This is a genomic window from Pseudomonas sp. GM55 (genome assembly GCF_000282395.1).
GTDB lineage: Bacteria > Pseudomonadota > Gammaproteobacteria > Pseudomonadales > Pseudomonadaceae > Aquipseudomonas > Aquipseudomonas fluorescens_CC.
On sequence record NZ_AKJJ01000033.1, the window covers coordinates 1 to 23,560 of the forward strand.

General features: G+C 61.2%; 17 protein-coding genes. 10 read left to right on the forward strand and 7 right to left on the reverse strand.

From position 1 onward, the window contains the following. Window positions 1-132: 132 nt before the first annotated feature. The gene (locus PMI31_RS05410; protein ID WP_008016720.1) at window positions 133-1,554 is read right to left on the reverse strand and encodes an amino acid permease; all 1,422 of its coding nucleotides are present in this window, start codon (window positions 1,552-1,554) and stop codon (window positions 133-135) included. Between the two features lie 470 nt (window positions 1,555-2,024). Here PMI31_RS05410 and PMI31_RS05415 point away from each other — a divergent pair, with 470 nt between their 5' ends. From PMI31_RS05415 to PMI31_RS05425, 3 genes are all read left to right on the forward strand, one after another. Continuing rightward, on the forward strand, window positions 2,025-5,138 hold the full coding sequence (locus PMI31_RS05415; protein WP_008016722.1) for a transglycosylase domain-containing protein: 3,114 nt from the start codon (window positions 2,025-2,027) through the stop codon (window positions 5,136-5,138). Window positions 5,139-5,621: 483 nt separating this feature from the next. Then, window positions 5,622-6,197, forward strand: a complete 576-nt coding sequence (locus PMI31_RS05420; protein ID WP_008016724.1) for a PadR family transcriptional regulator — start codon at window positions 5,622-5,624, stop codon at window positions 6,195-6,197. Beyond that, entirely contained in the window at window positions 6,194-6,979 is a 786-nt protein-coding gene (locus PMI31_RS05425; protein WP_008016725.1) for a siderophore-interacting protein, read from the forward strand. The genes PMI31_RS05420 and PMI31_RS05425 overlap by 4 nt, the downstream gene beginning before the upstream one ends. 19 nt (window positions 6,980-6,998) lie before the next feature. Here the strand turns inward: PMI31_RS05425 and PMI31_RS05430 are convergent, their stop codons facing one another. Together PMI31_RS05430 and PMI31_RS05435 are read right to left on the reverse strand one after the other, a co-directional pair. Beyond that, window positions 6,999-7,646, reverse strand: coding sequence for a Pr6Pr family membrane protein (locus tag PMI31_RS05430; protein WP_008016726.1), 648 nt, complete (start codon window positions 7,644-7,646; stop codon window positions 6,999-7,001). A 1-nt stretch (window position 7,647) separates the two neighbouring features. Further along, the gene (locus tag PMI31_RS05435) at window positions 7,648-7,878 is read right to left on the reverse strand and encodes a VF530 family DNA-binding protein (RefSeq protein ID WP_008016727.1); all 231 of its coding nucleotides are present in this window, start codon (window positions 7,876-7,878) and stop codon (window positions 7,648-7,650) included. A 381-nt stretch (window positions 7,879-8,259) separates the two neighbouring features. On the opposite strand from PMI31_RS05435, the gene PMI31_RS05440 reads away from it, so the two are divergent. From PMI31_RS05440 to cmoB, 7 genes are all read left to right on the forward strand, one after another. Further along, complete coding sequence (locus tag PMI31_RS05440) at window positions 8,260-9,642, forward strand: carbohydrate porin (RefSeq protein WP_043302224.1); 1,383 nt, start codon at window positions 8,260-8,262, stop codon at window positions 9,640-9,642. Between the two features lie 212 nt (window positions 9,643-9,854). Further along, window positions 9,855-12,266, forward strand: a complete 2,412-nt coding sequence (locus PMI31_RS05445; protein ID WP_008016729.1) for a glucose/quinate/shikimate family membrane-bound PQQ-dependent dehydrogenase — start codon at window positions 9,855-9,857, stop codon at window positions 12,264-12,266. Window positions 12,267-12,582: 316 nt separating this feature from the next. Then, entirely contained in the window at window positions 12,583-15,000 is a 2,418-nt protein-coding gene (gene lon / locus PMI31_RS05450; protein WP_008016731.1) for an endopeptidase La, read from the forward strand. Between the two features lie 217 nt (window positions 15,001-15,217). Beyond that, complete coding sequence (locus PMI31_RS05455; protein WP_008016732.1) at window positions 15,218-15,610, forward strand: protease inhibitor I42 family protein; 393 nt, start codon at window positions 15,218-15,220, stop codon at window positions 15,608-15,610. Window positions 15,611-15,612: 2 nt separating this feature from the next. Then, entirely contained in the window at window positions 15,613-16,248 is a 636-nt protein-coding gene (locus PMI31_RS05460; protein WP_008016733.1) for a lysoplasmalogenase, read from the forward strand. Window positions 16,249-16,400: 152 nt separating this feature from the next. Continuing rightward, window positions 16,401-17,180: a carboxy-S-adenosyl-L-methionine synthase CmoA gene (cmoA, locus tag PMI31_RS05465; protein ID WP_008016734.1), complete on the forward strand. Its 780-nt coding sequence runs from the start codon at window positions 16,401-16,403 to the stop codon at window positions 17,178-17,180. Next, the gene (gene cmoB, locus PMI31_RS05470; RefSeq protein ID WP_008016735.1) at window positions 17,177-18,133 is read left to right on the forward strand and encodes a tRNA 5-methoxyuridine(34)/uridine 5-oxyacetic acid(34) synthase CmoB; all 957 of its coding nucleotides are present in this window, start codon (window positions 17,177-17,179) and stop codon (window positions 18,131-18,133) included. The genes cmoA and cmoB overlap by 4 nt, the downstream gene beginning before the upstream one ends. A gap of 105 nt (window positions 18,134-18,238) precedes the next feature. Here the strand turns inward: cmoB and tadA are convergent, their stop codons facing one another. The 4 genes from tadA to guaB form a co-directional block, all read right to left on the reverse strand. Then, complete coding sequence (tadA, locus tag PMI31_RS05475; RefSeq protein WP_008016737.1) at window positions 18,239-18,736, reverse strand: tRNA adenosine(34) deaminase TadA; 498 nt, start codon at window positions 18,734-18,736, stop codon at window positions 18,239-18,241. After that, window positions 18,736-20,112: a multicopper oxidase family protein gene (locus PMI31_RS05480; RefSeq protein ID WP_043302227.1), complete on the reverse strand. Its 1,377-nt coding sequence runs from the start codon at window positions 20,110-20,112 to the stop codon at window positions 18,736-18,738. The genes tadA and PMI31_RS05480 overlap by 1 nt, the downstream gene beginning before the upstream one ends. Before the next feature lie 200 nt (window positions 20,113-20,312). After that, window positions 20,313-21,890: a glutamine-hydrolyzing GMP synthase gene (gene guaA / locus PMI31_RS05485; protein WP_008016739.1), complete on the reverse strand. Its 1,578-nt coding sequence runs from the start codon at window positions 21,888-21,890 to the stop codon at window positions 20,313-20,315. Between the two features lie 99 nt (window positions 21,891-21,989). Then, on the reverse strand, window positions 21,990-23,459 hold the full coding sequence (gene guaB, locus PMI31_RS05490) for an IMP dehydrogenase (RefSeq protein WP_008016740.1): 1,470 nt from the start codon (window positions 23,457-23,459) through the stop codon (window positions 21,990-21,992). Window positions 23,460-23,560: the final 101 nt, after the last annotated feature.

Sequence of the window (23,560 nt, forward strand, 5' to 3'; positions counted from 1 at the left end):
GCAAGCTCGCTCCTACAATGGGTCAGCGTTTTTTGTAGGAGCGAGCTCGCGATGGATTCAAGAGCGCCGCGTTCAGCCAGAAAACACGCGTTATCGTTAACGACCATCGCGAGCAAGCTCGCTCCTACAGGTTTACGAAGCCGAACGCACCGCGCCTTGCGCAACATTCGTCGGTTGCAGCTTGAACACGTAGAACAACACCGTCAGCAGCACCAGGAACGCCGGGCCCACATACAGCGCCACACGGGTGTCCGGGAAGTACGCCATCAGGCCGACCACCAGCACCAGGAATGCCAGCGCCAGGTATGAGCTGACCGGGTACAGCCACATGCGGTACTTCAAGCCCGCTCGCTCGCTGGCGCTCAGGCCTTTGCGGAACTTGAGCTGGGCCAGCAGGATCATCACCCAGGTCCAGATCGCACCGAAGGTGGCAATCGCCGTCACCCAGACAAACACTTTCTCAGGCACCAGGTAGTTGAGCAGCACGCCCAGCAACAATGCGCCAATCGACAGCAGCAATGCACGACGCGGCACGCCGTTGTTCGAGGTCTTGGCAAAGCCGGTGGGGGCCTGGCCGTTCTGTGCCAGGCTGTAGAGCATGCGCCCGGTACTGAAGATGCCGCCGTTGCAGGACGACAACGCAGCGGTGATCACCACGAAGTTGATGATGCCAGCGGCAGTCTTGATGCCCAGGCGCTCGAAGGTCATCACGAACGGACTGCCCTGGGTGCCGATTTCATTCCACGGGTAGATCGACAGGATCACGAACAACGCGCCGACGTAGAACAGCAGGATGCGCCAGAACACCGAGCCGATCGCGTTCGGAATGGTCTTCTGCGGGTTCTTCGCTTCACCGGCGGTCAGACCGATCATCTCCACGCCCAGGTAGGCGAACATCACCATCTGCAGGGACATCAACACGCCTTGCACGCCGTTGGGCATGAAGCCGCCATGGGTCCAGAGATTGGAGATGCCCAAGGCAACGCCATCGTTACCGAAACCGAAGGCGATGATGCCGATGCCGCCGAACACCATCGCGATGATGGTGACAATCTTGATCAGGGCAAACCAGAACTCGAACTCACCGAAGGCCTTGACCGCGATCAGGTTGATCGAGCCCATGCTGACCAGCGCCGCCAGCGCCCAGATCCAGCGCGGCACGTCGGGGAACCAGACCCCCATGTACACCGCGACGGCAGTGATTTCCGCGACACAGGTCACCAGCCACAGGAACCAGTAGTTCCAGCCGGTCAGGAAGCCCGCCAACGGGCCGAGGTAGTCTTGGGCGTAACGGCTGAACGAGCCGGCAACCGGGTTGTGCACGGCCATTTCGCCGAGGGCGCGCATGATCACCAGAATCGCCAGACCGCCGATGATGTAGGACAGCATGATGGCCGGACCGGCCATTTCAATGGCCTTGGCCGAACCGAGAAACAGACCGACGCCGATACAGGCACCGAGCGCCATCAGGCGAATATGCCGCTCGCCGAGTTCACGTTTGAGCGGACCGCCCTGAGCGGCCTCGCCTTGGGGCAGGTGATTGCCTACAGGCATGGGGGACATCCTCGTCTTGTTATTGGATATGACCACCGAGTGGCGAAGCGCTGACCGGTTAGCCATCACTTCCCGAACCGGTTCTGCTTCGTGGGCAGAGTCGTCTTGCAGGAAAAATTCGCAAGATCAGTGGGAAAAGCGGCGCCGAGTATTGCACAACAATGGTGCATCGTCATGCCCCTGCCAAAGTCGTACCCCCCTCTGCTAACGCTCTACTTCGGGCATTACAGACCACCATCCCTCTCGGACCATACGACACCTGCGGCGAGGGAGCTCGCCCCCGTTCGGCCGGTCCGCGATCGGGCGAAGCAGTCGAACGGGGGCAAGCCCCCTCGCCACAACCGTTTCAATCAGCCCAATTAACGGGGTGTCCGTGCATCATTTTGCCCTTCACATTTTTTTCACCTTCGCCAACCACCGTCTAAGCTTGAGTCAAGTCCGATCAATCTGCGTGAATGGATCAGTCGACTATGGGCGCTTTGTGGCAAACCGATTCGAGTAAAACCGTGGTTCCGACTGAACGTGAGGATGAAGCGCCTATACCTGAAAAACCCCGTCGTTCCAGGCACGGATGGGGAGCGTTCTGGCTATTGCTGTTGATAATCGCGATTGTCGTGGGGCTGGCGGCTGCGAGGGAAATGCGTACCTCGAGGTTCCAGGCCCGGGAAGTCAGTAAATACGCTGCGTCCTTGAGCTACGAGCTCAAACCCGGCCCCAGCGATGCCATTCGCTATCCTGGCGACGGTCCGTTCGATCGGCGTCTGGGCTACAGCTCGCTGGATGAATTCCTGCCGCGCCTGATCAAGCGCGATTTCGTCATTGAGGCGCAAACCCGCTTTTCTCCGGCGCTGTTGAAGTACAGCGATAAGGGCCTGTTCGTGCCTTATACCGAGAAAATCCAGGCCGGGCTGTCGATCACCGATTGCCGCGCAGCGCCCCTCTACCGGTACAACTATCCGCAGCAGCTTTATTCAACCTTTGCCTCGATCCCGCCCGTGGTGGTCAACAGCCTGTTGTTCATCGAGAACCGCTTCCTGCTGGACCCCAAGCAACCGCTGGCCAACCCGGCGGTGGACTGGCCGCGGTTCGGCATGGCGGCATGGTCCCAGGTGGCCAAAATGTTGCACGTGCCCGGCCAGTCCGCCGGTGGCAGTACCCTGGCCACGCAACTGGAGAAGTACCGGCATTCCCCCGATGGTTTGACGGTCAATGGCGCGGAAAAGATCCGCCAGATGATTTCCGCCACCGTACGCGCCTATCAGGCCGGACCACAAACCCTCGAAGCCCGGCAGAACGTGGTTCGCGACTACCTCAACAGCGTGCCGTTATCAGCCGTACCGGGCCACGGCGAAGTGCATGGCATGGCTGAAGGGTTGCGCGTGTGGTATGGCACCGACTTCAAGCAGGCCAACGAAGCCCTGACCAGCACTGCGACGGATCCAAAAACCATGGCGGAAAAAGGCCTGGCCCTGCGTGAAATGCTGTCGTTGATGATTGCTCAGCGCCGCCCGTCGCATTACTTGACCAAAGGCCATGATGAACTGGCCGAACTCACCGACAGCCATATTCGCCTGCTGGCGCAAAACAATGTGATCGACGCTCAATTCGCCGCCGCCGCCCTGGCCAGCAAAGTGACCTACCGCGACTGGGCCACCCAGCCGACCATTCAACCAATTGAAACCAACAAGGGCATCAGTGTGGCGCGCAGCCGTCTGGCCGGCATGCTCAATCGCCCGCTGTATGACCTCGACCGCCTCGACCTCTCGGCCACCAGTACCCTGCAGGGCGAACTGCAAAGCAAGGCGACCGAGTACCTCAAGCGCCTGGCCGATCCAGTGTTCGCCACGGAGATCGGCTTGATGGGTGAGCGCCTGCTGACGCCCACCAGCACCACTCAGGTGCGCTACAGCTTCACCCTGTTCGAGCTGACCCCCGACGGGTCGCGAGTGCGGGTGCAGACCGACAGCACCGACCAGCCGTTCGACATCAACGAAGGCAGCAAGCTGGAACTGGGCTCCACGGCAAAAATGCGCGTGCTCACCACCTACCTGCAAATCATCGCCGAGCTGTACGACAAATATGCCGGCATGAGCGTGCCGGAACTGAAAAAAGTCGAGATACCGGAGCAGGACCGCCTGAGCCGCTGGGTCGTCGACTATCTGATCCAGAACAAGGACCGCAACCTCTCGACCTTGCTCGGCGCGGCGCTGGACCGCAAGTACTCGGCCAGCCCCGGCGAAGCCTTCTTCACCGGCGGCGGGCTGCACACCTTCCATAACTTCCGCAAGGAAGACAACGGCCGCATGCCTACCTTGCGCGATGCCATTCGCGAGTCGATCAACCTGCCGTTCATTCGCCTGATGCGTGACCTGGTTCGCTATACCACCTACTCCGGCCCGAACAGCAGTGTCGAACTGTTCAAGGACGACCGCGACCCGCGGCGTCAGGAATACCTGGCCTCGTTCGCCGACCGCGAAGGCACTTCGTTCCTGCTCAAGTTCTGGAAGAAGTACAGGAACAAGGACACCCAGGACCGGCTCGAAACCTTCCTCGACAGCATGCGCCCGACCCCGATCCGCATGGCCGCCGTACACCGCTACCTGCTGCCGCAGGCCAGTCAGGAAAGCTTCAACGCCTTCGTGCGCTCGCACCTCACCGGCGCCAAGCTCACGGAAAAACTCACTGACGATCGCCTTCAGCGACTCTATGAAGCCTACGGACCGGGCACCTACGACCTGCCGGACCAGGGCTTCATCGCCAAGGTTCACCCGCTGGACCTGTGGCTGATGGGCTATTTGCTCAATAACCCCGACGCCAAGTGGGGTGAAATCGTCAAAGCCAGCCAGTTCGAACGCCAGGAGGTCTACAGCTGGTTGTTCAAAAGCAGACACAAGGGCGCCCGCGACAGTCGCATCCGCACCATGCTGGAGATCGAGGCGTTCCTCGACATCCACCAGCGCTGGCAGAAAGTCGGCTACCCGTTCGACCACCTGGTGCCGTCGCTGGCGACCGCCATTGGCAGCTCCGGCGACCGCCCGGCAGCGCTGGCGGAGTTGATCGGCACCATCCTCAACGACGGCGTGCGCATGCCGACCCTGCGCATCGACAGCCTGCATTTCGCCGCGAACACGCCCTATGAAACCCAACTGATCAATGACCCGGACGTTGGCAAGCGGGTGATGCCATCCGAGGTCGCCACGGCCATGCGCGAAGCCCTTTCACAAGTGGTGGATGCCGGTACGGCCAAACGCGTGGCCGGCAGCTTCAAGCTACCCGACGGCAGGCCGCTGGCCATGGGCGGCAAAACCGGTACCGGTGACAACCGTATCGAGGCCATCGGTTCCGGTGGGCGGATCCTGAGTTCCAAATCACTCAACCGCACGGCTACATTCGTGTTCTACATCGGCGATAACCATTTCGGCACGCTGACGGCGTTCGTGCCGGGCCGCTCGGCGGAGAGCTTCACCTTCACCTCAGCGTTGCCGGTGCAGGTACTCAAGGGCATGGCACCGATTCTGACGCCGTACCTGCAACCGGGCACCCACACAATGTGCGAGCCAAACGCGAGGACCGCTGTTCGTTGAGCGAGGGTCAACGGTGGAAATGATTGCTGCCAACTATGCATGTTTCACTCGTTGAATCCGGTTTGCTTCACCGTGAACAGATGCAGCGACATTTCGACCTTCCCAATAAACCCGACAAAACCGTTCGCTATGGCGATGGACCCAGTGGACCAACCCGACTCAACTGACGGAGGCTCAACGCACCGACCTTGGAAGCAGGCTCAAGGATTTGATGAACGATTTGCCAATTCCGGAGATCATGGCCTTTGCCCCCCCCTTCGCCCAATATCGGTTCGACGTGTTCCCTGGCGATTTCAAAATGCAGAATCCCAAGCGGCCAACCTGTAAGAAATACACGCAGCAATAAGTAACAAGTCTTAATAAATTAAGTATTGCGTCTTTCATGATTTGGAAGCGTCGCAGACTCTCCGCTGGTCACCTTCTCTTGTAGAGCTATTAAGATATATCTTAAGCTATATCTAAATACGACAGAGAGAAGAGAAAATGAGAGACCCTCATTCCCCCCACCGCGAGCACGGCAACGACCGTGACGGTTTCGAGAAACGTCCCGGCCGCGAACGCGGCGGTCGCGGCCCCCGTGTTTTCGCCCCGGGCGACCTGAAATTGCTGCTGCTGGCATTGATCGCCGAGCAGCCCTGCCACGGCTACGACATGATCCGCCAGATCGAAGGGATGTTCGACGGCGCCTACAGCCCCAGTCCCGGTGTGATCTACCCGACCCTGACGTTCCTGGAAGAAAGCGAAATGATCCAGGGGGATGCCGAAGGCGGCAAAAAGTGCTACAGCGTGACGGCGGCCGGGCGCCAGTCCCTGATCGAGCAAGCCGTTGCCCTTGAAGGTGTGCGGGTGCGCATCGATGTCAGCAAGCGCTCGTTGCGTGGCCACGATCGTCCACCTGAAATTCACGAGGCTGTGCATAACCTGCGCCATGCCCTGCAACTGCACCATGGCCGCTGGAGCCCTGAAGAGATCCGCCGAGTCGCGACCCTGCTCAACAACACCGCCAAGGCCATCGTCGACGGCCCCGCCAATACATCCGTCCAGGAGAAAGCCGAATGACCGAAGTGATCGCGCAAACCATTCACCGTGTCATGCACGAAATCAAACGCCGTCGACTGGAAGTGTTGCGGGTGGTTGACCTGACGCCACGGATGCGCCGCATTACCCTGGGCGGCCCGGAGCTTGCGGGTTTCGTCAGCCTTGGCACGGACGATCACGTCAAACTGCTGTTCCCGCAGAACGCCGAGCAAGCCGCAGCACTGGAAACCCTGGTGCTGGGCGCCGGCAAGGACAACGGGCCGATGCCGGCCATGCGTGACTACACGCCACGCCGCTACGACCTGAACACGCTGGAACTGGACATCGATTTCGTGCTGCACGGCGACGGCCCGGCCTCGACCTGGGCAGAACAGGCCAGACCTGGCCAGTTTCTGCACATCGCCGGGCCCCGTGGCTCGATGATCGTGCAGGACATCTTCGACAGCTACCTGCTGATCGGCGATGAGACCGCCCTGCCCGCCATCGCCCGCCGTCTCGAAGGGCTGGCGGCCAATCGCCGGGCGTTGGTGATTGTCGAAGTGGAGAACGGCAAGGAGCAGCAAGCGCTGCAGAGCGCTGCCGAAGTCAATGTGATCTGGGTGCTGCGCGAAGGTGGCAAGGACCATTTGCTGAGCACTGTGCGTCAGATCCAGGTTCCTGCAGGCAGCTTGTATGCCTGGGTCGCGACCGAGAGCAAGGTGTCGCGGCAGATTCGCCGCGTGCTGCTCGATGAGCATGGGCTGGACGAGCAGTTCGTCAAGGCGGTGGGGTACTGGCGGCTGGATGACAGCGACGATGAATGACCGAGGCCGACACCCGTTGCTACAAAGCTCTTGCGGCGCGCCAGCGATCCAGTCCGATCACCAACAGGGCAATCAGTAAAAACCCTACCAACAATCCCCCGGCATTGATGAACACCTGTGGATAACCCAGCTTTTCCACATCGATGAACGGATACGGATAGGTCGCCAGCAAATGCCCGCGCAACAACGCATACGCGAAGTACAGCAGCGGATAAATCGCCCACAACGCGATGTGCCCCAAGCGCAAACGGCCCTTGGGCACACAGCACCACCAGTAGATCAGAAACAGCGTCGGCATGACGTCGTGCATCAGCTCATCGGCCAGCCACTGCCATCCCTCGGGATGCCATAAATGGCGCAGCAACAGGCTGTAGGCCAAGCCGACCACGGCGATGCTCACCGCCACTCCACTGCTGACCGACGGTTGTAAAAACCAGCGGCGCGCGGCCGATTCGCGGGACGTCGTTTCACAGGTCAGCACGGTTGCCACCAGCGTATTGCTGAGCACGGTGAAATAGCTGAAGAAGCTCACCAGCCCGCCTGTCAAACTGGCTGCCAGCGTCCAGCGCGAGTAGAAAATCAGGTACAGCTGAATACTCAATCCTGCCCAGCCAAGGAAGGCAGCGATGGCGACGAAACGACGCCGCGCGACTGACGGGATGAACATGTCAGAGCGGACGCTTGGTGCGCATCAGTTTCACGTAGAGGCGCTCGACTTTCTCCCGCGCCCACGGGGTCTTACGCAGGAACGTCAGGCTCGACTTGATGCTCGGGTCACTCTTGAAGCAGCGGATATCGATGCGCTCGGCCAGCCCCGACCACTCGTAGTGTTCAACCAGGGCGTTGAGGATTTGCTCCAGGGTTACGCCGTGCAGCGGGTCGTGGTTCTGTTCGGTCATGCCGGGCCTTCAGCGATGTAGGGGTAGGAAGCCGCGCACCTTAGCCGAGGGCTTCGTTGGGGGGAAGCGGTCTGTTAAATGTAGGTGATCCCGGGATTCCGGGATTCTGGGATTCTGGGATTCTGTAGGAGCGAGCTTGCTCGCGAAAAACGCAACGACACCGCTGGGTATCTGGTTTGACGCGTTATCGTTCACGACCATCGCGAGCGAGCTCGCTCCTACAGGGGGAACACTGTTACCAAAATTGAAAGGCTGCATGTCAGCAAAAGCCCTTTCTCTATTTGTAACGGAACATTATCCTTGCGCACGCTTTAGCTGAAACGCTTCTGCCAGTCACTTCTTCCGCTCATCCCCCAGAAAAAGATCAAGAATTTCTTCTCTATGCCTGATTTGCGAACTTCGAAAGACAGCGCTGTCTTCATGACTGTCTCTTGCCACAACATCCTCAACCTGATCGGTGGATTCACCGCATTCGGCCTCGCCAGCTGTGTCCAGGCCGCTCCGGCATTCGATAGCGACTCCCCGTGGATGCTCGGCGACTGGAACGGCACTCGCACTGAACTTGCGGAAAAAGGCTACGACTTCAAAGTCGATTACACCGGCGAGATGGGCAGCAATCTGCACGGCGGCTACGACCACGACCGCACGGCCCGCTACAGCGACCAGTTCGGTCTTGGCACCCATCTGGACTTGCAGAAGATCCTCGGCTGGGACGATGCCGAATTTCAGCTGACCATCACCGAACGCAGCGGCAACAACATCAGCAACGACCGCATCAACGATCCACGCGTCGGTGGCTTCACCTCGGCCCAGGAAGTCTGGGGACGTGGCCAGACCTGGCGCCTGACGCAGATGTGGTATCAGCAGAAGTTCTTCGATCAGAGCCTCGACATCAAGGTCGGCCGTTTCGGCGAAGGCGAAGATTTCAACAGCTTTCCCTGCGACTTCCAGAACCTGGCGTTCTGCGGTTCCCAGGTCGGCAACTGGGCGGGCGACATCTGGTACAACTGGCCGGTCAGCCAGTGGGCGATGCGGGTCAAATATCACCTGACACCCGAGTTGTACGCGCAGATTGGCGCGTATGAGCAAAACCCGTCGAACCTGGATCGCGGCAATGGCTTCAAGCTCAGCGGCAGCGGCACCCAGGGCGCGGTCCTGCCGGTGGAGCTGGTGTGGACACCGAAGCTCAACGGCCTGCCGGGCGAATACCGCGCCGGTTACTACTACAGCAGCGCCAACGCCACCGACGTCTTCAAGGACAGCAATGGCCAGCCCGCCGCCCTGAGCGGCGAGGCCTACCGCAGCGCCTCGAGCAAACACGGCGTGTGGCTGGGCCTTCAACAGCAAGTCACCAGCCTCGCCAGCGACCACTCCCGCGGCTTGAGCCTGTTCGCCAATGGCACGATGCACGACAAGAAAACCAACGCCATCGACAACTACGTCCAGGCCGGCCTTGTCTACAAAGGCCCGTTCGATGCCCGCGCCAAGGACGACATCGGTTTCGCCATGGCCCGCGTGCACGTCAACCCGGCCTTCCGCAAAAACGCCGAGGCGACCAACCAGGCCCGTGCCGTCTTCGACTTCGACGACCCAGCCTTCCTGCCCCCGCAGGACACCGAATACAGCGCCGAACTCTATTACGGCGTGCACGTTACGAATTGGCTGACCGTGCGCCCGAACCTGCAATACATCCGCCATCCCGGTGGCGTTGACCAGGTCGATGACGCGCTGATTGGCGGGATCAAGATCCAGTCGTCGTTCTGAGCCACACCAAAAAACCTGTAGGAGCTGGCTTGCCAGCGAAGCGATGTGTCAGTCAGTACAGATGTCGCCTGACACACCGTTTTCGCTGGCAAGCCAGCTCCTACAAGGGAATGCAGCGCCCCAACAGTTTTTACATGAACCATGCCCGCTCAGGATCGTCATCTACAGTGAACTTGCGCGGGACTACTTGAAACGTCACGGAGAATCACACTATGAGCACTGATGGTGCCTTGGGCCGAGGCCGGCTGCTGCCGACCCTGCTCGGCATACTGCTTCTGCTAATGGGCCTGGCCATGCTGGCCGGGGGGATCAAGCTGAGCATGCTCGGCGGCTCGCTGTATTACCTGCTGGCCGGTATCGGCATCGCGCTGAGCGGCGTCCTGCTGATCGCCGCCCGCCGCGCCGCGCTGGGCCTGTACGCCCTGGTGCTGTTCGCCAGTACCGTTTGGGCGCTGTGGGAAGTGGGCCTGGACTGGTGGCAACTGGTGCCGCGCCTGGCGTTGTGGTTCGCCCTCGGCGTGGTGATGCTGCTGCCGTGGTTCCGTCGCCCATTGCTGATCAACGGCCCTGCCCCCATGGGCACTGGCGCCTTGAGCGTGGCCGTGGTCCTGGCCGGTGTCACTGCCGTGGCCAGCCAGTTCACCCATCCGGGCGAGACCTTCGGCGAGTTGGGCCGTGACTCGGCTGACATGACCAGCGCAGCGCCACAAATGCCTGACGGAGACTGGCAGGCCTATGGCCGCAGCGAGTTCGGTGACCGCTACTCGCCACTCAAGCAGATCACCCCGATTAACGTCGGCAAGCTGCAAGAAGCCTGGCGTATCCAGACCGGCGATCTGCCAACCGCCGATGACCCGGTGGAACTGACCAACGAAAACACCCCGCTCAAGGCCAACGGCATGCTCTATGCCTGCACCGCCCATAGCAAGGTGCTGGCGCTGGACCCGGACACCGGCAAGGAACTGTGGCGTTTCGACCCGCAGATCAAGAGCCCGGTGGGCTTCAAGGGCTTCGCCCACATGACCTGCCGTGGCGTGTCGTACTACGACGAAGCCGCTTACGCCAAATCTGAAACCGCTGCGACCGCCGTCATCTCCGAGGCCGGCAAAGCCGTTGCCCAGGCTTGCCCGCGTCGTCTGTACCTGCCAACCGCTGATGCACGCCTGATCGCCCTCAATGCTGACACCGGCAAGGTCTGCGAAGGCTTCGGCACCAACGGTGTGGTTGACCTGACTCAAGGCATCGGCCCGTTCACCGCCGGCGGCTACTACTCCACCTCGCCAGCCGCAATCACCCGCGATCTGGTGATCATGGGCGGCCACGTCACCGACAACGAATCGACCAACGAGCCGTCCGGCGTGATCCGCGCCTACGACGTGCGCGACGGTCATCTGGTATGGAACTGGGACAGTAACAACCCGGACGCCACCGAACCGTTGGCCCCGGGTCAGACCTACAGCCGCAACTCGGCGAACATGTGGTCGCTGGCCAGCGTCGACGAAAAACTTGGCATGGTCTACCTGCCACTGGGCAACCAGACCCCAGACCAGTGGGGTGCTGACCGCACTCCAGGCGCCGAGAAATTCAGCGCCGGCCTGGTCGCCCTGGACCTCGCTACCGGCAAGGTACGCTGGAACTACCAGTTCACCCACCACGACCTGTGGGACATGGACGTTGGCAGCCAGCCAACCCTGCTCGACATGAAAACCGCCGACGGTGTGAAACCTGCGCTGATCGCCCCGACCAAACAGGGCAGCCTGTATGTCCTCGACCGTCGTGACGGCACGCCGATCATCCCGATCAAGGAAATCCCGGTTCCGCAAGGCGCCGTGAAAGGCGACCACACTGCCCCGACCCAGGCCCGTTCGGACCTGAACCTGCTGGCCCCGGAACTGACCGAAAAAGCCATGTGGGGCGCCAGCCCGTTTGACCAGATGCTGTGCCGCATCCAGTTCAAGGAGCTGCGTTACGAAGGTCAGTACACCCCGCCGTCGGAACAGGGCAGCCTGATCTATCCGGGTAACGTCGGCGTCTTCAACTGGGGCGGCGTTTCGGTCGACCCGGTTCGCCAGATGCTGTTCACCAGCCCGAACTACATGGCCTTCGTCTCGAAAATGGTGCCTCGCGCCGAAGTCGCGGCCGGCAGCAAGCGCGAGAGCGAAACCGCGGGCGTGCAACCGAACACGGGCGCACCTTACGCGGTGATCATGCACCCGTTCATGTCGCCGTTCGGCGTACCGTGCCAGGCTCCGGCCTGGGGCTACGTGGCCGGCATCGACCTGACCACCGGCAAAGTCGTGTGGAAACGCAAGAACGGCACCAGCCGCGACAGCTCGCCAATTCCTGTCGGCATGAACCTCGGCGTGCCAAGCATGGGCGGCTCGATCGTCACCGCCGGCGGCGTCGGCTTCCTCAGCGGCACCCTGGACCAGTACCTGCGCGCCTACGACGTCAACAACGGCAAAGAGCTGTGGAAAGCTCGCCTGCCGGCTGGCGGCCAGGCTACGCCGATGACCTACACCGGCAAGGACGGCAAGCAGTACGTGCTGCTGGTCGTCGGTGGCCACGGCTCACTGGGCACCAAGATGGGTGACTATGTGATTGCGTACAAACTGTCTGAATAAGTTTCAACGGCAGTAAAAATCAAAGGCGACTTCCTCACAGGAGTCGCCTTTTTTGTAGACGTAAACTTTGCAACACCACAATCCCTGTGGGAGCGGGCTTGCCCGCGAATGCAGTGTGTCAGTCGATGCAAATGTTGTCTGGCACACCGCTATCGCGGGCAAGCCCGCTCCCACAGGGGATAGTGTCGCCGCGAAATCCAGCTAACCTGTCTCTGCGCTGAACACGTCTTCGAAACACCGCTTCGCAGAAAATGACCGTTGAAACCACCGCCAACCTGCCCCATCTAAGACCCATACCCATTGCGCAGGTGCCCCCATGAGCGACCAGCAGGAATTCCCCGAAAACCCGAGCGAATACGCAGACCCGGAAAACGCACCGCACCACACCGCTGGCAAAGGCCTGGCCCTGCCCGGCCAGAACCTGCCGGACAAGGTCTACATCATCCCGATCCACAACCGACCGTTTTTCCCGGCCCAGGTGCTGCCAGTCATCGTCAACGAAGAGCCGTGGGCCGAGACGCTCGACCTGGTGGCCAAGTCCGGGCACCACTCCCTGGCGCTGTTCTACATGGACTCGCCCCAGGAAGACCCGCGCCACTTCGACACCTCGGCCCTGCCGCTCTACGGCACCCTGGTCAAGGTGCACCACGCCAGCCGCGAAAACGGCAAGCTGCAGTTCGTCGCCCAGGGCCTGACCCGTGTGCGTCTGAAGACCTGGCTCAAGCATCACCGCCCGCCGTACCTGGTGGAAGTCGAATACCCGCACCAGCCCACCGAGCCGACCGACGAGGTCAAGGCCTACGGCATGGCGCTGATCAATGCGATCAAGGAACTGCTGCCGCTCAACCCGCTGTACAGCGAAGAGCTGAAGAACTACCTCAATCGCTTCAGCCCCAACGACCCGTCGCCGCTGACCGATTTCGCCGCCGCGCTAACCTCGGCCACCGGTAGCGAACTGCAGGAAGTGCTCGACTGCGTGCCGATGCTCAAGCGCATGGAAAAAGTCCTGCCGATGCTGCGCAAGGAAGTCGAGGTCGCGCGCCTGCAAAAAGAGATTTCCGCCGAAGTTAACCGCAAGATCGGTGAACATCAGCGCGAGTTCTTCCTCAAGGAACAACTCAAGGTCATCCAGCAGGAGCTGGGCCTGACCAAGGACGACCGCAGCGCCGACCTTGAACAGTTCGAGCAACGGCTGACCGGCAAGGTGCTGTCGTCACAAGCGCAAAAGCGCATCGAAGAAGAGATGACCAAGCTGTCGGTGCTGGAAACCGGCTCGCCCGAGTACGCAGTCACCCGCAATTACCTCGACTGGGCGACCTCCGTGCCGTGGGGCGTCTACGGCGAGGACAAACTCGACCTCAGGCATGCGCGCAAGGTGCTGGACAAACATCACGCCGGCCTCGACGACATCAAGGACCGTATCCTCGAATTCCTCGCGGTCGGGGCCTACAAAGGCGAGATCAGCGGTTCCATCGTATTGCTGGTCGGTCCGCCGGGCGTGGGCAAGACCAGCGTCGGCAAATCCATCGCCGAATCCCTGGGCCGGCCGTTCTATCGTTTCAGCCTTGGCGGCATGCGCGACGAAGCCGAGATCAAGGGCCACCGCCGCACCTACATCGGCGCGCAGCCGGGCAAACTGGTCCAGGCGTTGAAAGACGTCGAAGTGATGAACCCGGTGATCATGCTCGACGAGATCGACAAGATGGGCCAGAGCTACCAGGGCGACCCGGCCTCGGCGCTGCTGGAAACCCTCGATCCGGAGCAGAACGTCGAATTCCTCGACCACTATCTGGACCTGCGTCTGGACCTGTCGAAAGTGTTGTTCGTGTGCACCGCCAACACCCTCGATTCGATCCCCGGCCCGCTGCTGGACCGAATGGAAGTGATCCGCCTGTCGGGTTACATCACCCAGGAAAAAGTTGCCATCGCCAAACGTCACCTGTGGCCCAAGCAGCTTGAGAAAGCCGGTGTATCCAAGAGCAGCCTGAGCATCAGCGACAGCGCGCTCAAGGCGTTGATCGATGGTTATGCCCGTGAATCTGGCGTGCGCCAGCTGGAAAAAAACCTCGGCAAACTGGTGCGCAAGGCGGTGATGAAACTGCTCGACGAGCCGCAGGCCGTGATCAAGCTCGGGCCGAAAGACCTGGAGGCCTCCCTCGGCAAACCGGTGTTCCGCAACGAGCAGGTGCTGGCGGGTGTCGGCGTGATCACCGGACTGGCCTGGACCAGCATGGGCGGCGCGACCCTGCCAATCGAAGCCACGCGGATTCATACGCTCAATCGTGGCTTCAAGCTCACCGGACAACTGGGTGACGTGATGAAAGAGTCCGCGGAAATCGCCTACAGCTACGTCAGTTCCCATCTGAAGTTGTTCGGTGGCGATCCGAAGTTCTTCGACGAAGCCTTCGTCCACCTGCACGTGCCGGAAGGCGCCACGCCGAAGGACGGCCCGAGCGCCGGCGTGACCATGGCCAGCGCCCTGCTATCGCTGGCGCGCAACCAACTGCCGAAAAAAGGCGTGGCCATGACCGGCGAACTGACGCTGACCGGGCATGTATTGCCGATTGGCGGGGTGCGGGAAAAAGTGATTGCAGCGCGGCGGCAGAAGATTTTCGAGCTGATTCTGCCGGAGGCCAACCGCGGCAACTTTGAGGAATTGCCCGAATATCTGAAGGAAGGCATTACCGTACACTTCGCCAAGCGCTTTGCGGATGTGGCGAAGGTGTTGTTCTGACAGTCATGTAGCGCCAGTACCACCGCTTTCGCTGGCAAGCCAGCTCCTACAGTGGTCGGCAGTGTTCACAAAATCTGTGTTCACTGCAAAACCCTGTAGGAGCTGGCTTGCCAGCGAAAGCGTCAGTCCTGGCACTGCAGCCCTTGGCTGGCTGTCGCACATTGTCTCATCTCGGTTATGCTCGCCGTTCGTCGTGAACGCCGGAGCCACTGACCTCATGTCCCCCATTCGCCTGCTTGTCCCCCTAGCCCTCGCCTTGCTGGCCGCGTGTGCCACGCAACCGAAACAAAACGTGACCGTGGAAAAACAAAGCGAATGTCCGGTGAAACTCACCAACGGACAAAACCTGATCCTGACCCTGCCGAGCAATCCGACCACGGGCTATCGCTGGGCGATCCAGGATTCGGCCGGCGGCGTCTTGCACGCCCTGGGGCCGGAGGTTTATCGAAACCCGGAGGATGCCGGCATCGTCGGTGCGGCCGGGGTCTCGACCTGGCGCTTTCAGGCGTTTGCGACCGGCACCGGGCGTTTGCGTCTGACCTCGCAACAGCCATGGGCGCCGGAAGTGCTGCCGGTGGAATCCTTCGACTGCGCGATCTCGGTTAACTGACCGTGGGCTGGCTGATTCTGTCGCTGATGGGCGCGGTGACCTTTCTTTATGGCCTGAGCGTGCATGCCTCTCTTCTGTGCCTGCTGGTCAAGCCACTGCCGGTGCTGGCCCTGCTCGGGTGGTTGCATGACGCACCGCCCGGCGAATATCGGCGCTGGATCAGCCTGGGCTTGATCTTCTCTCTGTTCGGCGACGTATTGCTGGCGTGGCCGGGGGACTTGTTCGTGTTCGGCCTCGGCGCATTTCTGGTCGCCCACCTGGCCTATCTGAAAGCCTACCTCAGCGATTGCCGGCGTCCGGCGTTGCTGCCGCTGGTCATTGCCCTCGGTGTCGGCGCGCTATTGCTGGGGATTCTGATTGCCCACGGGCTGGGCCCGTTGCTGATCCCGGTGATCGTCTACGGCCTGGCGATCAGCGCCATGCTGTGGCGCGCCCTCGCGCGGCTCGGCACCGACGCGCCCAAGCGTTCGGCACTGCTGGCGGCCGCCGGTGCGGTGGCGTTTGTGTTTTCCGACAGTGTGATTGGCATCAGCCGTTTCGTGGTGCCGTTCGATGCGGCGCCTTACGTGATCATCCTCAGCTATTGGCTGGGGCAATGGGGGATCACCGCGTCGGCGTTTGGCACAAAACCGCGCTGAGTTCTTCGCGAGCAGGCTCGCTCCCACAGGTACAGCGCAATCCTTGTGGGAGCGAGCCTGCTCGCGAAAGCAATCTCACTGCCAACGAAGAATCCGGACCTGCCCGCCGGTTTATCAGACAACCCGCGCATCAGCGCGCCAACTTGGCTAAAATGCCGGCCTTTTCCACCTACACCGCTGGAACCGCCGTGAGCAAAGAACCCGATCGCCTTTTCGCCCAGCCTCTGGCCCAGGTGCCTGACTTCGCCTTTAACGAGGACGTGGTGCGGGTGTTCCCGGACATGATCAAGCGCTCGGTGCCGGGCTATCCGACCATTGTCGAAAACCTCGGCGTGCTCGCCGCGCAGTTCGCCCAGCCCAACAGTGTGCTTTACGACCTGGGCTCGTCGCTGGGTGCCGTGACCCAAGCCCTGCGCCGGCACGTGCGCACCGACGGCTGCCGGGTGATCGCTGTGGACAACTCGGCGGCGATGGTCGAACGCTGCCGCGAGTACCTCAACGGGCAGGATTCGATGTTCCAGGAGCTGCTGCCGGTCGAGGTGATCGAAGGCGACATCCTCGCCCTGCCATTTCAGCCCGCTTCGGTGGTGGCACTGAACTTCACCCTGCAATTCATCGCCCCGGACCAGCGTACCGCGCTGCTGACGCGTATCCGCCAATCGCTGCTGCCCGGTGGCGCGCTGATCCTCTCGGAAAAGCTGCGCTTCAACGATGCCGAAGAACACGCGTTGCTGACCGACCTGCACGTGGCGTTCAAGCGCGCCAACGGCTACAGCGAGCTGGAAATCGCCCAGAAGCGCAGCGCCATCGAAAACGTCATGAAGCCCGACAGCCTCGAAGAACACCGCGAACGCCTGCTGGCCGCCGGGTTCTCGAAAGTCGTGCCGTGGTTCCAGTGTCTTAACTTTGCCTCGTTGATTGCCTTGCCATGATTGATCTGTCCCCCCTCGCCCGCCGTCTGGCTGGTACTCCGCTGGCCGAATGGGCCAACACCCTGCAAGCGCAACTCGACAGGAAAATGGAAAAAGGTCATGGCGACCTGGAGCGCTGGCAAAGCGCGCTGGACGCCCTGCCGCAGATCCAGCCAAGTGAAGTCGATTTGCTCAACGGCTTGAAGCTGGACACCGATTGCGACGACGCGACCCGTGCGCAAATGCGTACCGCGTTGATGGGCCTGTCGCCATGGCGCAAGGGGCCGTTCGATCTGTTCGGCGTGCACGTCGACACCGAATGGCGTTCGGACTGGAAATGGTCACGGGTCGCCCCGCATCTGGATCTGAAAGGCAAGCGCATCCTCGATGTCGGCTGCGGCAACGGCTATTACATGTGGCGCATGCTTGGCGCCGGCGCGGACAGCGTGATCGGCGTCGACCCGAACTGGCTGTTCTTCTGCCAGTTCCAAGCCGTGCAACGTTACCTGTCCGAACCGAACGCCTGGCACCTGCCCTTCCCCTTCGAAGACCTGCCGCCGAACCTCGAAGGTTTCGACACGGTATTTTCCATGGGCGTGTTCTACCACCGTCGCTCGCCCATCGAGCATTTGCTGGCGTTGAAGGATTGCCTGGTCAAGGGCGGTGAGCTGGTGCTGGAAACCCTGGTGGTCGAAGGCGATAAACACCAGGTACTGGTGCCGGAAGACCGTTACGCGCAGATGCGCAACGTGTGGTTCCTGCCATCGGTGCCGGCGCTGGAATTGTGGCTGCGTCGCGCCGGGTTCACGGATGTGAAATGCGTGGATGTGAGTACTACCACCGTCGAGGAACAGCGCGGGACGGAGTGGATGAAGTATCAGTCGCTCAGTGACTTCCTCGATCCCGAGGATCACAGCAAGACCGTTGAAGGTTTGCCGGCGCCGATGCGCGCCGTCATTGTCGCCAGAAAGTAACGCAAGAGCCTGTAGGAGCGAGCATGCTCGCGATGGTGTGTCAGTCGACACCGATCAACCTGACACTCCATCGCGAGCATGCTCGCTCCTACAGAGGTTCGGTGTTTAGTCTGAGGGTTTGCCGCGCCGGGCCTTGAAGAACTCGCTCAGCACCGCCCCGCACTCCTCCGCCAACACCCCGCCTTCATACAGCACCCGGTGATTCAAGAAGCCCTGGGTAAAGAACTGCCCCTGGCTCTGCACAATCCCGGCTTTCGGCTCCAGCGCGCCGTACACCACCCGAGCAATCCGCGAGTGCACGATCAGGCCCGCGCACATGCTGCACGGCTCCAGGGTCACGTACAGCGTGCTGCCTGGCAGGCGATAGTTGCTAACGGCCTGGGCAGCGGCGCGGATGGCAACCATCTCGGCGTGGGCGCTCGGGTCGCTGCCACTGATCGGGCAATTGAAGCCGCGACCGATGATTTCACCGTCCTGCACCAGCACCGCGCCTACCGGTACTTCGCCGAGTGCTGCACCTTGCGCGGCCAAGGCCAGGGCTTCACGCATGAAATCCCGATCACGGCTGCGGTCGATAATGGCGGCGGGGCGAATCTGACGCATCACGCCACCTCGATCGCGGCCATCAGGCCGGTTTCCATGTGGTCGATCACGTGGCAATGGAACATCCACACGCCAGGGTTATCCGCCACCAACGCCACTTGGGCGCGCTCGTTCTTGCCCAGCAGGTAGGTGTCGGTGAAGTATGGAATGATTTTGTGCCGGTTCGAGGCAATGACCTTGAAGCTCATACCGTGCAGGTGGATCGGGTGCTGATACTGAGTCATGTTTTTCAATTCGAAGATGTAGCTCTTGCCCTTTTCGAGCTTGGCAATCGGGCGGTCGGCGCAGGTCTTGTCGGTGATGTCCCAGGCCTTGCCGTTGATCTGCCACAGGCTTGGCGGCTTGCCATTGTCGACATTGACCGACACCGAGCCCACCCATTCGAAATTGAAGTTGAGTTTCTCGGCATTGGCCAGGTCCGGCTCGGCGATCGGGTTGGCCGGCAGTGCCGGCGGCCAGTCGGTTGGCGCGTCGCTATTGGCCACCGAGCGCAAAGTGCCCAGGCGCACCGGGCCGTTGCGCAGGGACAGTTCTTCACCAGCCGGAGGCGCCTTGATTGCCAGGCAAATACGCATGCCGGGGCCGAGCCAGTATTCCTTGCCCAGCGGGCGCGGCTCGATGGGGTTGCCGTCCAGCGCGTAGATCTGCGCTTCGACGCCGGGAATGTTCAGGCGATAAGTCAGGGTGTTATCGAGGTTGAGCAGACGCACTCGGGTGACCTGCCCGGCGGGCAAATCGATCACCGGCTGCGAGACGCCATTGATGGTCGACAGACGCCCCGCCGTGCCGCCACGGGCCGCTTCGCGAGGAATGCTGAACTCGACGAAATTGCCCACCTCGTCGACATGCCAGCTCTTGAGGCTCAAGGTTTTTTCGTATTTGAATCCGGTCGGCTCACGCTCTTCAATGATCAGCGGCCCGACCAACCCACGGCCAAGCTCTTCGCTGCTGTTCACGTGAGGGTGATACCAGTAGCTGCCGGCGTCGAGCACGCGGAATTTGTAGTCGAAATATTCACCCGGCAGCACCGGCAATTGCGAGACGTAAGGCACGCCGTCCATTTCCAGCGGCAGACGGATGCCGTGCCAGTGGATGGTGGTGGCGACCGGGAGATGGTTGATGAAGCGCACCCGCAGCCATTCGCCCTGACGCACGCGCAACTCGGTGCCCGGAGCCGACGGGCCGAAGGCCCAGGCTTCAGTCTTATGCCCCGGCACCAGCTCGACGTCCAGCGGTGCGGCAATCAGTTCATAGTCGTGACCGGCATCTGCGTCGGCCATCTTGCCCAGCCAGTAGCGCGACGCACCACCGGCGCCCACGCCAACGACAACAAGACCGGCCAGGCCACCGAGGATTTGGCGACGGGTAAACGACATGAACTCAACTACCTCACGAATCAGCAACAGGCCCACGGCCCGCAAAAGGCGAATACGATACACCCGCAGTTGTGAAAGAAACAGCAAAGCGGGCGCGACGGCAGGCCACAGGATGGACCCGCAGCAATGAAAAAAGCCGTGTGAACTCACGTTCACACGGCTTTTCATCCAGCGATCAAACCCTCAGGGCTGGCGCGGGATCATTCCCACTCAATGGTCGCAGGCGGCTTGCTCGACACGTCGTAGGTGACGCGGGAGATGCCTTCGATTTCATTGATGATGCGGCCGGATACGGTTTCCAGCAGTTCGTAAGGCAGGTGTGCCCAACGCGCGGTCATGAAGTCGATGGTTTCCACGGCACGCAGGGCCACGACCCAGGCGTAACGACGGCCATCACCGACCACGCCAACCGATTTAACCGGCTGGAACACCACGAATGCCTGGCTGACCTTGTGGTACCAGTCGGCCTTGCGCAGTTCTTCGATGAAGATGTGGTCGGCACGACGCAGCAGGTCGGCGTATTCCTTCTTCACTTCACCGAGGATACGCACGCCCAGGCCCGGGCCCGGGAACGGGTGACGGTAGACCATGTCGTACGGCAGGCCCAGTTCCAGACCCAGACGACGGACTTCGTCCTTGAACAGTTCGCGCAGTGGCTCGACCAGTTTCAGGTTCATTTCTTCCGGCAGGCCGCCCACGTTGTGGTGCGACTTGATCACGTGGGCCTTGCCGCTTTTCGCGCCAGCCGACTCGATCACGTCCGGGTAGATGGTGCCCTGGGCCAGGTACTTGATGTTGTCCAGCTTGCAGGATTCGGCATCGAACACGTCGATGAAGGTACGGCCGATGATCTTGCGCTTCTTCTCAGGGTCAGCTTCGCCGGCCAGGTTGTTGAGGAACTGGTCCTCGGCGTTGGCGCGGATCACCTTGACGCCCATGTTCTCGGCGAACATGGCCATCACTTGCTCGCCTTCGTGCAGACGCAGCAGGCCGTTGTCGACGAACACGCAAGTCAGTTGGTCGCCGATGGCTTTGTGCAGCAGCGCGGCAACGACCGAGGAGTCCACGCCGCCAGACAGGCCGAGCAGCACGTTGTCGGTACCGACCTGGGCACGAACCTGGGCGATGGCGTCTTCAGCGATCTTCGACGGGGTCCACAGTGCTTCGCACTCGCAGATGTCGAGGATGAAGCGCGACAGGATGCGACCGCCCTGCTTGGTGTGGGTCACTTCCGGGTGGAACTGCACGCCGTAGTAACGACGCTCGTCGCTGAACATGCCGGCAATCGGGCAGCTCGGGGTGCTGGCCAGGATGTGGAAGTCGGACGGCATCTTGGTGACTTTGTCACCGTGGCTCATCCACACGTCGAGGCCGAACAGGCCGTCGGCGTCGATGTGGTCTTCGATGCCGTCGAGCAGGCGGCTCTTGCCGACCACGTCGACGCGGGCGTAACCGAACTCACGCAGCTCGGAACCTTCAACCTTGCCGCCCAGTTGCTCGGCCATGGTCTGCATGCCGTAGCAGATACCGAAGACCGGTACGCCCAAGTCAAAGACTGCCTGCGGGCAGCGAGGGCTGTTGGCTTCGTGCACGGACTCCGGGCCGCCAGCGAGAATGACGCCTTTTGGCGCGAACTCGCGGATCGCATCTTCGTCCATGTCGAACGGGTGCAGTTCGCAGTACACGCCGATTTCACGCACGCGGCGGGCGATCAGCTGGGTGTACTGGGAACCGAAGTCGAGGATCAGGATGCGGTGAGCGTGAATGTCGAGGGCCATGATTCAGTCTCGTCTAAGTAATTCAGAAACAGTCGTGATTCAGAAACAACTCGGGGCTGAATAGAACAGCCCCGGTTGCTTAACGATTTGCTTGAAGCCTCAACCTACGCGGTAGTTTGGCGCTTCTTTGGTGATCTGTACGTCGTGAACGTGGGACTCGGCCATGCCAGCGCCGGTGATCCGCACGAACTCAGGCTTGGTGCGCATTTCTTCGATGTCGGCACTGCCGGTGTAACCCATCGAGGAACGCAGGCCGCCCATCAGCTGATGGATGATGGCGCTCAGGGTGCCCTTGTACGGCACACGCCCTTCGATACCTTCCGGAACCAGCTTCTCGGCACCCGCGGAGGAGTCCTGGAAGTAACGGTCGGAGGAACCTTGAGCCTGGGACATGGCGCCCAGCGAACCCATGCCACGGTAGGCCTTGTACGAACGACCCTGGAACAGTTCGATCTCGCCTGGTGCTTCTTCAGTACCGGCGAACATCGAGCCCATCATCACGCAGGAAGCACCGGCAACGATGGCCTTGGACAGGTCACCGGAGAAGCGGATACCGCCGTCGGCGATCAACGGCACGCCAGTGCCTTCAAGGGCAGCGGCAACGTTGGCGATGGCACTGATTTGCGGCACGCCGACACCGGCGACGATACGGGTGGTGCAGATCGAGCCCGGGCCGATACCGACCTTGACTGCGTCAGCGCCGGCTTCGGCCAGGGCCTTGGCGGCGGCGCCGGTGGCGATGTTGCCGCCGATCACTTGTACTTCAGGGAAATTCTCTTTAACCCAGCGAACGCGGTCGATCACGCCTTTGGAGTGACCGTGAGCGGTGTCGACCACCACCACGTCAACGCCGGCATTGACCAGGGCCGCGACGCGGTCACCGGTGTCTTTACCGGTACCGACAGCGGCGCCAACGCGCAGACGACCTTGATCGTCCTTGCTGGCCAGCGGGTAGGCCTTGGCTTTTTCGATGTCGTTGACGGTCATCATGCCTTTGAGGGCGAATTTGTCGTCGACGATCAGCACGCGCTCGATGCGGTGCTTGTGCAGCAACTCACGCACATCGTTCTTGTTGGCGCCTTCCTTGACCGTGACCAGACGCTCTTTGGGCGTCATCACTTCACGGACACTGACGTCCAGACGGTTTTCGAAGCGCACGTCACGGGAAGTGACGATGCCGACCAGGTCGCCATCGTGCAGTACCGGAACGCCGGAGATGTTGTGCAGGCGGGTCAGTTCGAACAGGTCACGCACCGTGGCGTCAGCCTCGATGGTGATCGGGTCCTTGACCACACCGGCTTCGAACTTCTTGACCTTGCGCACTTCGGCAGCTTGCTGCTCGATGGTCATGTTCTTGTGGATGATGCCGATACCACCTTCCTGAGCCATGGCGATTGCCAGACGGGCTTCAGTGACGGTGTCCATGGCGGCGGAGACCAGTGGAATATTCAGCTCGATGCCACGGGTAAGGCGGGTCTTGAGACTGACTTCGTTAGGAAGCACCTCGGAATAACCAGGCACTAGGAGAATGTCGTCGAATGTCAGAGCTTCTTGGCTGATACGCAGCATCGCGGGGGCTCCCGAGCGGGAAAATGGAAGCGCGCCATTATAGTCAGACACCCCTTCGGGTTCAATGTAAAACTCTGTCTATTATTGATGCGGTGATCGAC